Annotated in this window: 2 protein-coding genes; both read left to right on the top strand. The window is 75.8% G+C overall.

Annotation, left to right across the window (positions count from 1 at the left end; translation table 11 throughout):
* Positions 1-33 precede the first annotated feature (33 nt).
* Positions 34-4,359: a non-ribosomal peptide synthetase gene (locus IF45_RS34535; protein ID WP_256671114.1), complete on the top strand. Its 4,326-nt coding sequence runs from the start codon at positions 34-36 to the stop codon at positions 4,357-4,359.
* Positions 4,257-12,671 carry a non-ribosomal peptide synthetase gene (locus IF45_RS31595; RefSeq protein WP_256671113.1) on the top strand — a complete coding sequence of 2,805 codons (8,415 nt, stop codon included), beginning with the start codon at positions 4,257-4,259 and terminating at the stop codon, positions 12,669-12,671. Before IF45_RS34535 ends, IF45_RS31595 begins: the two co-directional genes overlap by 103 nt.
* Positions 12,672-12,804 lie beyond the last annotated feature (133 nt).

The raw sequence follows: 12,804 nt of genomic DNA, 5'->3' as shown, positions 1-12,804 counted from the left end.
CAGCACGTGCAGGTACCAGCCCCAGGGGGATTCATGACCACGGCGTCCTCGCCGCACCGCACCACCGCGCCCGTCCACGCCGCAGGCCAGGCGGTCCCGCCGGCCTGGACCACGGGCCCGCGCCCGGAGCTGCCCGGGACCACCGTGCTGGAGGCGGTCGCGGCCCGGGCGGCGGCCGCCCCGGACGCCCTGGCCGTCGAGGACCCGCGGGTCCGCCTCACCTACCGCCGGCTCCACGAGGACGCGAACCGGCTGGCCCGGCTGCTGCGCGGGCGCGGAGTGCGGCGCGGGGACACCGTCGGGGTCTGCCTCGACCGCTCCGCCGCCCAGGTCACCGCGCTCCTCGCGGTCCTGCGGGCGGGCGGCGTGTACGTCCCGGTCGACCCCGGCTACCCGGCCGCGCGCATCGCCCACGTCCTGGGCGACAGCGCCCCGCACGTCCTGCTCGTCCGCGACGCGGAGCAGGTCCCGGCGGGCGCCGCCCCGGCCGGGGGCGTCCTGGACCTGGCGGGGCTCACCGGCGCGCAGGCGCCCGGTGAGGACGCCGGCGAGGCGCCCGCGCCCGGACCGGACGACGCGGCGTACATGATCTACACCTCCGGTTCGACCGGCCTCCCCAAGGGCGTCGTCGTCCCGCACGCGGGCCTGCCCGGCCTGGCCGCCGCGCACATCGACGCGCTCGCGCTGGACTCGGGCAGCCGGATCCTCCAGTACGTCTCGCCCAGTTTCGACGTGGCGATGGCCGACGTCCTGATGACCCTGACCGCCGGCGCCACCCTGGTCCTCGCCGAGGGCCAGCCGATGGGCGAGGAGCTGCTGCGGCTGCTCGCCGGGCGCCGGATCAGCCACTTCATGGTGCCCCCGGTCGTTCTCAGCACCCTGCCCGAGGGCGACCTGCCCGAGCTGCGGACCCTCGTCATCGGCGGTGAGAGCTGCCCGGAGGACGTGGTCGACCGCTGGGCGGCGGGCGGGCGCCGGGTCGTCAACGCCTACGGCCCGACCGAGGCCACCGTCTGCACCACCCTGAGCGCGCCGCTCGCACCGGGCACGGGCGGCCCGTACCCGATCGGCACGCCCGTCCCGGGCGCCCGCACCCTCGTCCTCGACGAGGCGCTGCGGCCCGTTCCGGTGGGCGCCTGGGGCGAGTTGTACCTCGGAGGGCCGCTGGCGCGCGGCTACCACGGGCAGGCCTCCCTGACCGCCGCCCGCTTCACCGCCGACCCGACCGGCTCGGCGGACCGGCTCTACCGCACCGGCGACGTGGTCCGCTGGCGCACCGACGGCACCCTGGAGTACGGCGGGCGCGGCGACCACCAGGTGAAGATCCGCGGCCTGCGCATCGAGCCGGGCGAGATCGAGGCGGTGCTCGCCGCCCACCCGGACGTCCGCAGCGCCGTCGTCACCGTCCGCGAGGACCGGCCGGGCGCCAAGCGCCTGGTCGCCTACCTCGTCGCGGAGCCCTGCCGCACCCTGGACCCGCGCGCCCTGCGCGCCCACGCCGCCGCCGGGCTGCCGGAGTTCATGGTCCCGGCCGCCTTCGTGGTCCTGGACGCGCTGCCGCTGACCGCCAACGGCAAGCTGGACCGGCTCGCCCTGCCCGCCCCCGCACCGGCCGCCGACGACCGCGCCGACCGGCCCCGCACCGCGCCCCGGACCGCCACCGAGCGGAGGCTCGCCGCGATCTGGTCCGAGGTGCTGCACGCCGGCGAGGTCGGCGCGGACGACGACTTCTTCGACCTCGGCGGCGACTCGGTCCTCGCCCTCCAGGTCGTCACCCGGCTGCGGGCCGAGACCTCCGTCGCGCTGCCCTGGCGCGCCCTCTTCGAGCGGCCGGTCCTCGCCGAACTGGCGGCGGCCGCCGACGCGGCGGCGGAGGAGGGCTCCGCAGCGCCCGCCCCGGCCGCCGTACCGCGCACCGGGCGCGGCCCCGTCGTGCCGCTCGCCCCGGCGCAGCAACGCCTGTGGATCCTGCACGAGTTCGACCCGGACAGCAGCGAGTACAACACCTCGGCCGCCCTGCGGATCACCGGGGAGCTGGACAGCGCGGCCCTGACACGGGCGGTGGCGGCGCTGGTGGCGCGCCACGAGACCCTGCGGACCGTCTTCCGCTCCGACGACGGCCGCCCGGTGCAGGTGGTGCACGCCCCCGCCGACGCACCGCGGACACCGGTGCGCGAGACCGACCTCTCCGGGCTCGGGGAGGACGAGCGCCCCGCCGCCCTCGACGCGGCGCTCGCGGCCGAGCACGCCGCCCCGTTCGACCTGCGCACCGGACCCCTGCTGCGGATCCTGACGGTCCGTCTCGGCCCCGACGCGCACATCCTCATGGCGACGCTCCACCACATCGTCACCGACGGCTGGTCGGCGGGTGTCCTCGTCCGCGACCTGGGCGCGCTCTACGCCGCCGCGCTGACCGGCGCCCCGGAGGCGGGGCTCCCCGCGCTGCCCGTGCAGTACGCCGACCACGCCCTGTGGCAGCGCGAGGCCACCGCCGGTGACGCGCTCGACGGCCAGGTGGCCTACTGGCGCGAGCAGTTGGCCGGACTGGAGCCGCTGGAGCTGCCGGGCGACCGGCCCCGCCCGGCCGTCCGCACCTCCGCCGGGGCCGTGCACACCTTCGCCGTGCCGCCCGGGGTGGCCGAGGGGCTGGCGGCGCTCGGCCGTACCGAACGCGCCAGCCTCTTCATGGTGGTCACCGCCCTCACCCAGCTGCTGCTGGCCCGCTGGAGCGGCCGCGAGGACCTCGCGCTCGGCACCGTCACCTCCGGGCGCGAGCAGCGGGAGACGGCGGACCTGATCGGGTTCTTCGTCAACACCCTGGTACTGCGCTCCCGGGTCGACGAGTCGCGCTCCTTCGCCGGGCTCCTGGCGGAGGTCCGCGAGACCACGCTGGAAGCCTTCGCCCACCAGGACGTGCCCTTCGACCGCCTGGTGGAGGCGCTGGCGCCGGAGCGCGACCCGAGCCGCACCCCGCTGGTCCAGGCCGCCGTCGTCCTCCAGAACGCCTTCGCGGAGCTGACCTCCTTCGCCGGGCTGCCCGCCGAGCGGGCCGCCGTCCCCCGCGACGCCGCCCGCTTCGACCTGACCTTCGAGTTCTGGAGCCGCGAGGGCGGGCTGAGCGCCGAGATCGAGTACAGCACCGACCTGTTCGACCGGGCGACGGTGGAGCGGCTGGGCCGCCACTGGGTGGAGCTGGCCTCCGCCGTGGTCGGCGAGGGCGCCGCCCGTCCCCTGTGCCAGGTGGAGCTGGTCACCGGCGAGGAGCGGGAAACCCTGCTCCACGGCTGGGGCGTCTCGCGCACCGGCACCGGACAGACCCCGGTCACCCTGGGCGCCCTCTGGCGCTCCCGCGTCGCCGCGCGTGGCACCACCGGCACCGCCGTGATCTGCGGCGACGAGAACCTGCTGTACGCCGAGACCGACGTACGGGTGGAGCGGGTGGCCCGCCGCCTCGCCGCCCTGGGCGTCGGCCCGGAGGTACGGGTCGGGGTGGCGCTCCCCCGAGGGGTCGAGTGGCTGACCGTGCTGCTCGCCATCACCCGGCTCGGCGGCATCTACGTCCCCATGGACCCGGAATGGCCCGAGGACCGGTCCCTCTTCGTCCGCGAGGACAGCGGCGCCGCCCTCGTCGTCACGCCGCAGACCCTGCGGGAGTGGCACGAGCTGCCCGAACTGCCGGGCCCGGCACCGGTGGCCGACGTTCCGCTCGACGCCGGCGCCTACATGATCTACACCTCGGGCTCCACCGGCCGCCCCAAGGGCGTTCTGGTGACCCACCGCGGCATCGCGGCCTTCACCGCCGCCCTCGGCGAACGGTTCTCGATCGGCCCGGACGCACGCGTGCTCCAGCTCGCCTCGGCGGGCTTCGACGCCTCCGTCATGGAACTGCTCATGGCCCTCTCCGGCGCCGCCACCCTCGTCATCCCCGACGAAGGCCGCGCCCTGGCAGGCCAGGACCTCCACGACACCCTCGCCACCCGGCAGATCAGCCACACCCTGATCCCGCCGACCGTCCTCGCCAGCATCCCCGCCGACGCCCCCGCCCTGCCCGACCTCGCCGTCCTCGCCACCGGCGGCGAAGCCCTCACCCCGGATCTGGTGCGGCGCTGGGCGCCGGGCCGCCGCCTGCTCAACGCCTACGGGCCCACCGAGATCACCGTGGCGGCCAGCATCAGCACCGCCCTGGACGCCGGGCTGACCGGGGCCCCGCCGATCGGCACCCCCGTGGCCGAAGCCCACCTGACCGTCCGCGACCGGTGGCTGCGCCTGGTCCCACCCTCACCTACCTCGGCCGCACCGACGACCAGGTCAAGATCCGCGGCCTGCGCATCGAACTCGGCGAGATCGAGACCGCGTTGACCTCCCACCCCGAGGTCGGCCAGGCAGCCGCCGTGGTCCGCGAGGACCGGCCGGGCGCGCCCCGGATCGTCGCCTACACCGTCCCGGCGGAGCAGACCTCCGGGCCCGGCCCGGACGTGCTGCGCGGCTGGCTGGGCGACCGGCTCCCCGCGTACATGGTCCCGGCCGCCTTCGTCGCCCTCGACGCGCTGCCGCTCAACGCCAGCGGCAAGCTCGACCGGCGCGCCCTGCCCGCCCCGGCCGAGGAGACCACCGGCTACGTCGCACCCAGCACCCCGGCCGAAGAGACGCTCTGCGCGATCTGGGCGGAGACCCTGGGGGTGGAACGTGTCGGCACCCGGGACAACTTCTTCAGCCTCGGCGGCGACTCGATCCTCAGCATCCAGGTGGTCTCGCGGGCCCGCCGGGCCGGGCTCGAACTGACGACGCGGGACATCTTCGCCCGGCAGACCGTGGCCGCCCTCGCCGCGCACCTCGCGGCCCACCCCTCGGCCGCCCCGGCCGTCCAGGCCGAACAGGGGGCGCTCTCCGGCCCGGCCGCCACGACCCCGATCCGGGAGTGGTTCTTCGCCCATCACCCCACGGCCCCGCACCACTTCAACATGGCCGTGGAGTTCACCCCGGCGGCCGGCACCACGCCCGAGGAGCTGCGTACCGCCCTCGCCGCCGTCCTCGCCCAGCACGACGCGCTGCGCGCCGTCTTCCGCCCCGACGGGCGGGGCGGATGGTCCGGGGAGCTGCGTCCGCAGGCGGAACCGGACGCCGTCTTCAGCCTGTGCGAGCTGCCCGGGACGGGCACGGACGACGACGCCTCCACGGCGGGCGGGGCCGTCTGGCGCCAGGCCGCCGAGGCGGCGCAGGCCGGGTTCGACCTGGCCGGGGGGCCGCTGGTCCGGATGGTCGCCGGGGTCCCGGCGCAGCCGGCCGCCGGTGCCGGACAGAGCGTCGTACGTGTCCTGTTCACCGTCCACCACCTGCTGACCGACGGCGTCTCCTGGCGCGTCCTGCTCGACGACCTGGCCACCGCCCACGCGCAGGCGCGGGCGGGCCAGGACGTCGACCTCGGCCCGAAGACCAGCTCCGAACGGCAGTGGGCGCGGCGGCTGGCCGAGCACACCGCCGCCGGGGGCTTCGACGCCCAGCTGCCGTACTGGCGTGAGGTCGCCGAGCGGGCCGACACCGGCCCGCTGCCGCTGGACGACCCGGACGGCGACGCCACCGTGGGCGCCCAGGAGACGGTCTCCGTGGCGCTCGACGCGGAGGAGACCCGCGCGCTGCTGACGGAGGTGCCCCCGGTCCACGCGACCCGGGTCGACGACGTCCTGCTGACCGCGCTGGCCCGGACCCTGCGCGGCTGGACCGGCCGGGACCGGCTCGCCGTCCACCTGGAGGGCCACGGCCGCGAGGAGCTCTTCGCCGACCTCGACCTGACCCGTACCGTCGGCTGGTTCACCTCGATCTACCCGGTGGCGCTCGCGCTGCCGGAGGGCGAGGGATGGGGACCGGCCGTGACGGCGGTCAAGGAGCAGCTGCGGGCCGTCCCGGAGCGGGGCATCGGCTACGGCGCCCTGCGCCACCTCGGCGACGCCCTGCCGGACCGTCCCGAGCCCCGGATCAGCTTCAACTACCTGGGGCGGCTCGACGGCCTCGGGGAGCGCGCCCTGTACCGGGCGGCCCGGATGAACCCGGGCGGGGAGTTCGCCCCGGCCGAGGCGCGCCCGCACGAGCTGGACGTGATCGGGGAGGTGCGGGACGGCCGGCTCGTCCTCACCTGGTCGTACTCGGGGGCGCGGCTGCGGCGGAACACCGTCGAGCGGCTGGCCCACGCCATGGCCGGTGAGCTGCGGGACTTCCTGCGCCACTGCGCCGAGCCGGGCGCGGGCGGCCGTTCCCCGTCCGACTTCCCGCTGGCCGGCCTCACCCAGGCCGAGGTCGACACCGTGCTGTCCCGCGCGAAGGGCACCGGTCCGGCCCGGGGCGTGGCGGACGTCTATCCGCTGACCCCGCTCCAGACCGGCATGGTCTTCCACGCGCTGGCCGAACCGGACTCCCCGTCCTACCTGGAGCAGTTCACCTTCACCCTGGACGGCGCCCGCGACCTGGCGGCGCTCGCCACCGCCTGGGAGCGCGCGGTGGCCGGTTCGGACGCGCTGCGGGTCGCCGTTGCCTGGCGGGACCTCGGGCAGCCGGTGCAGGTGGTGCACGAGCGGGCCCCGCTGCCGGTACGCACCCTGGACCGGTCGGGCCTGGGCGCCGAGGCCCTGGAGGCGGAGCTGCGCGACCTCCTCGCCGAGGACCTGGCGCGCGGGATCGACCTGGAGTCCGCGCCGCTGATGCGGCTCACCCTGGTCCGGTGCGCCGAGGAGAGCGTCCGGGTGATCTGGACCTTCCACCACCTCCTCCTCGACGGCTGGAGCACCGCCGCCCTCCTCACCGACGTCCTCGCCGACTACGCGGCGCTGACCGGCTCGCCGGACGCGCCCGTCGCCCGCGCGGGCTCCGAACGGCCCCCGTTCCGCGACTACGTGACCTGGCTGGCCGGGCAGGACCCCGCCCCCGGACTCGCCCACTGGCGCGAGCGCCTGGCCGGTTTCGAGGAGCCGACCCCGCTGCCGTACGACCGTCCGGCGCAGGGCCGCGCGAGCCACGGCCGCTCCTCGGACCACGCCGTCCGGGACCTCTCCCCGGAGGTGTCCGCGCGGGTCACCGCCTTCACCCGGCGCCACGGCCTCACCGTCAACGCCGTGGTGCAGGGCGCCTGGGCGCTGCTGCTCGCCCAGTACGCGGGCACCTCCGACGTGGTGTTCGGCACCACCGTCTCGGGCCGCCCGGCCGACCTGCCCGGCGCCGAGGAGATCCTGGGCCTGTTCATCAACACCCAGCCCGTGCGCGTCGCGGTGGAGCCGCGCGAGGAGGTGGCCACCTGGCTGGCCGGGCTCCAGGCCGCGCTGGCGGAGGGGCGGCGCCACGAGCACCTGCCGCTGAGCGCCCTGCCGACGGAACTGGCGCCCGGATCGCCGCTCTTCGAGAGCCTGGTCGTCTTCGAGAACTACCCCGTCGACACCGAGGGACCGGCCCGCTTCGGTCTCCGGCTGCGCGACATCGAGGTCACCGAGGCCACCAACTACCCGCTGGCCCTCACCGCGTACGACGGGGAGCGGCTGCGGCTGGACCTCGGCTACGACCCGGCGCGGTTCGACGCCGCCACCGTGCGCCGTCTCGCCGCGCACCTGGAGCACCTGGTGGTGGCGCTCGCCGAGAACGCCGGCGCGAAGCTGGGCGCCCTGCCGACGGTGCCCGACGAGGAGCGCGAACGGCTGCTCGCCCAGGGGAACGGGCAGGGCGGCCGGCCCGCCGGCCGGTCGACGGTGGAGGTGTTCGCCGGACGGGTCGCCGCCACACCGGACGCCCCCGCCCTGACCGCCGGGGACACCGTCCTCAGCTACGCCGAACTCGACCGGCGCAGCGAGCGGCTGGCCCGCGCGCTGGCCGCCCGGGGGGTCGTGCCCGAGAGCCGGGTGGGCCTGCTGATGGACCGCTCCGCCGACCTGGTCCTCACCATGCTGGCCGTACTGAAGGCGGGCGGCGCGTACGTGCCGCTGCACCCCGCCAACCCCGAGGAGCGCCGGCGCGACATCCTCGGCCGCAGCGGCACCACCCTCGTCCTCACCGACCGCGACCCGGCCGCGCTCACCGGCGCCGAGGGCGTCCCCGTCCTCGACCCGCGCACCCTGCCGGAACCGCCCGTGGACGTGGTGCTGCCCGCCGTCCACCGGGACTCGCTGGCGTACGTCATGTTCACCTCGGGCTCCACCGGCGTCCCCAAGGGCGTGGCCGTCACCCACGCGGACATCACCGCCCTCGCCGCCGACGGGCGTTTCGCGGGCGGCGCCCACGACCGGGTGCTGTTCCACTCCCCGCACTCCTTCGACGCCGCCACCTACGAGGTGTGGGTGCCGCTCCTCAACGGCGGCTCCGTCACCGTCGCCACCGGCGACCTGACCACCGCCACCATCCGCCAGGCCGTCACCGACGGCGTCACCGCCCTGTGGATCACCGCCGCCCTCTTCGGCGTCCTCGTCGAAGAGGACCCGGAGTGCTTCGCCGGGCTGAGGGAGATCTGGACCGGCGGCGACGCGGTCCCGCACCATGCCGCCCACACCCTGCTGACCCGTCATCCGGGCCTGACCCTGGTCAACGGCTACGGCCCCACCGAGACCACCACCTTCGCCGTCAGCGGCCCGCTGACCGCCGAGGACGTGGCGGACGGCCCGGCGCCGCTGGGCACGCCGATGGACACGATGTCCACCTACATCCTGGACAGCACCCTGCGTCCCGTGCCGGTCGGTGTTCCGGGTGAGCTGTACCTCGGCGGCAGCGGCGTGGCCCGGGGCTATCACGACCAGCCGCGCCTGACCGCCGAGCGGTTCATCCCCGACCCGCACCACCCGGGGGGACGCCTCTACCGCACCGGCGACCTGGCCCGCTGGCGCGGCGACGGCCGCATCGACTTCCTCGGGCGTACCGACACCCAGGTCAAGATCCGGGGCTACCGCATCGAGACGGCCGAGATCGAGACCGCGCTCCTGGCCCACCCCGACCTCACCCAGTGCACCGTGCTGGCCCGCGAGGACCGGCCGGGCGGCAAGTACCTCGCCGCCTACTTCGTCGCCGGGCGGCCGGTGGCGGAGGAGGAGCTCCGCGCCCATCTGGCGGCGACGCTCCCCGCCTACCTGGTGCCGAGCGCCTTCGTGGCGCTGGACGCGCTGCCGCTGACCGTCAACGGCAAGGTCGACCGGCGCGCCCTGCCCGCACCGGAGTTCGCCCCGGCCGGGGAGGAGTACGCCGCGCCGCGCACGGAGACGGAGCGGGTCCTGTGCGCGATCTGGGCCGAGGTCCTGGGCCGGGAGCGGATCGGCACCGGTGACGACTTCTTCGCGCTCGGCGGAGACTCCATCACCAGCCTGAAGATCACCTCCCGGGTGCGCTCCGCGCTGAGCCGCGACCTCACCCCGCGCGCCCTCTTCGACCACCCGACGGTCGCGGAGCTGGCCGCCGCGGTGGCGCCCGCCTCCGACGAGGCCGGCGTGGTCCCGGTGGGCCGGAGCGGCGAGCCGCTGCCGCTCTCCTTCGCGCAGGAACGCCTGTACTTCCTGGACGACTTCGCACGCGGCGGCGTCGAGTACAACGTCGTGACGGGGCTGCGGCTGACCGGGCGGCTGGACCGCGCGGCACTGGCCTCGGCGGTGGCCGGGCTGGTGGCGCGGCACGAGGCGCTGCGGACCACCTTCGGCACGGTCGACGGGCGCGGCACCCAGGTGGTGCACACCGCCCTGGAGGTGCCGGTGCGGGAGGTGGAGCTGGACGAGGCGCTGCGCCTGGCCACCGCCGTCCCCTTCGACCTGCGGACCGGCCCGCTGCTGCGGGTCCTGCTGGCACCGGTCGCCGAGGAGGAGCACGTCCTGGTGCTGGCGATGCACCACATCGTCACCGACGGCTGGTCGACGGGGATCATCACCCGCGAACTGAGCGAGCTGTACGCCGCCGCCGTCCGCGGCGAGGACGCCGCCCTGCCCGCACTCCCCGTCCAGTACCCGGACTTCGCCGTCTGGCAGCGCGAACGGCTCGGCGGCGAGGCGCTCGCCGGGGAACTGGCCTACTGGCGCGAGCAGCTGGCCGGGCTGGAGCCCCTGGACCTGCCCACCGACCGGCCCCGGCCGGCGGTGCGGGAGACGGGGGGCGCGCAGTACGCCTTCGCGGTGCCGGCCGGGCTGACCGAGCGGCTCACGCGGGCCGGCCGCGCCCGCCGGGCCAGCCTCTTCATGGTCCTCACCGCCGTCACCCAGCTCGTGCTGGCCCGCTGGACCGACCGCCGGGACCTGGCGCTCGGCACCGTCGTCTCGGGCCGGGAACGCCCGGAGACGGAGGGGCTGGTGGGCTTCTTCGTCAACACGCTGGTGCTCCGCTCCCGGATCGACGAGTCGCTGAGCTTCGCGGAGTTCCTGGACGAGGTCCGCCACACGGTGCTGGACGCGTTCGCCCGTCAGGACGTGCCGTTCAGCACCCTCGTGGAGGAGCTGGCGCCCGAGCGCGACACCAGCCGCACCCCGCTGGTGCAGGCGATGCTGGTGCTCCAGAACACGCCCCCGGCGGCGCTGGAGCTGCCCGGAGTCCACGCCGAGGAGTTCCTGCCGCCGCGCGAGGCGGCCCAGTTCGACCTGCACCTGGAGTTCCAGCCGGACGCGGACGGCGGCCTGTCGGCCCTCGCCGTCCACAGCGACCTCTTCGAGGGCGCCACCGTCGCCCGGCTGGTCCGGCACTGGCTGACCCTCGCCGACCGCCTCACCGCCGACCTGGACGAGGAGGGCTTCGCGGGGGCCGGACGGCCGCTGCTCCGCCACGAGTTCCTGGACGAGGACGAGCGCGCCCGGCTCCTGGGCCCCGCGCCCCGGTACGGCCAGGACGAACCGGGGGCCCACCCCTCCCCGCTCGTCCGGTTCGAGGAGCGGGCCCGGCTCGCCCCCGCCGCCCCCGCCGTGACCTTCCAGGACACCACCCTCAGCTACGGCGAACTGGACGCGCGGGCCGACCGGCTCGCCGCCCACCTCGCCGGGCGGGGCGTCGGCCCCGAGTCCCGCGTCGCCCTGGTACTGCCCCGCTCCACGGAGCTGGTGGTGGCGATCCTGGCGGTGCTGAAGGCGGGCGGCGCGTACGTCCCGGTGGACCCGGCCTCCCCGGCCGACCGGATCGCGTACCTCCTGGAGGACAGCGCGGTGGAGCTGGCGGTCACCGCGCGGGAGGCCGCGCACGCCCTGCCCGGCGGCGCGGGCGCGCGCACGGTGGTGCTCGACGCGCCGGAGACCGTGCGCGCCCTCGCCGACGGACCCGCGCGCCCCTCCCCGCGTCCCGTGGTGCGCGCGGACGCGGCGGCGTACGTCATCTACACCTCCGGGTCGACCGGCCGCCCCAAGGGCGTGGTGGTCACCCACGGGAACGTGGCGCGGCTGCTGCACGCCGCGGAGGAGGAGTTCACCTTCGGCCCCGACGACGTGTGGACGATGTTCCACTCGTACGCCTTCGACTTCACCGTCTGGGAGCTGTGGGGCGCCCTCGCCCACGGCGGGCGGCTGGTCGTGGTGGGCCTGGACACGGCCCGGGCGCCCGAGGAGTTCGCGCGGCTCCTCGCCGGCGAGCGGGTCACCGTGCTCAACCAGACCCCCTCGGCCTTCTACCGCCTCACCGAGGCACTCGACGGCGAGCCGGGGCTGTACGGGCAACTGGCGCTGCGTACCGTCGTGTTCGGCGGGGAGGCGCTGGACTGGAGCCGCATCGCCGGCTGGGTGGAGCGCTCCGGGAAGGGCGGCCCTGCCCTCGTCAACATGTACGGGATCACCGAGACCACCGTGCACGTCACCAGCCACCGGGCGCAGCCCGGACCGCTCGTGCCCGGCACCGCCTCGGTGATCGGCCGCGCCCTGCCCCACCTGCGGGCCTACGTCCTGGACGCGGCCTGCCGGCCGGTGCCCGCCGGGGTCAGGGGCGAGCTGTACATCGCCGGGGGCGGGCTGGCCCGCGGCTACCTCGGGCGGCCGGGGCTGAGCGCCACCCGCTTCGTCGCCGACCCGTTCGGCGGGCCGGGTGCCCGCATGTACCGCACCGGCGACACGGCGCGCTGGACCACTTCCGGCACCCTCGACTACCTCGGGCGCAACGACGACCAGGTGAAGATCCGCGGCTTCCGCATCGAACTCGGCGAGATCGAGGCACTGGTGGCCGGGCACCCGTCGGTGGCGCAGGGCGCCGTGGTGGTCCGCGAGGACCAGCCGGGCGACCACCGGCTGGTGGCGTACGTGGTGCCGGCGGGCCAGTCCCCGGACGGGCCGGACGGCTTCGACCAGGGCGAGCTGCGCCGGTCGCTGGCGGAGGCCCTGCCGGAGTACATGGTCCCCGCCGCCTTCGTGGCGCTGGAGCGGATGCCGCTCACCACCAACGGCAAGCTCGACCGGCGGGCGCTGCCCGCGCCGGAGTACGGGGTGGCCGCCGCCTACGTGGCGCCGGCCACGCCGACCGAGGAGGCGGTGGCCGACATCTGGGCGGAGGTGCTGGGCCTGGAGTGGGACCAGGTGAGCGCCGAGGAGGACTTCTTCAGCCTGGGCGGAAACTCGGTCCTGAGCCTTCGGGTGATTGCTAGGGTCCGGACCATGTTCGACATCGACCCCTCTGCCCGTGTGATGTTTGATTTCCCGACCGTTTCCGGCCTCGCCGGGAAAATCGAGGAAATGATCATCGCGGAGATCGAGAACGGCGGCTGAGCAGCTTTCCAGCACCTCATGGAAACGCTGTGACCTGCTGAAAGGTCGAGAACTCCATCGCTTTACCTGCGTGGGCGTCGGCGGGCCGGGTGAAATTCCCGGCCCGTCGACGGCGTTCGCACGCCTTTTTCAC

This window comes from Streptomyces albidoflavus, assembly GCF_000719955.1.
GTDB classification, from domain to species: Bacteria; Actinomycetota; Actinomycetes; order Streptomycetales; family Streptomycetaceae; genus Streptomyces; species Streptomyces albidoflavus.
This window is presented reverse-complemented; position numbering and strand designations above follow the sequence as displayed.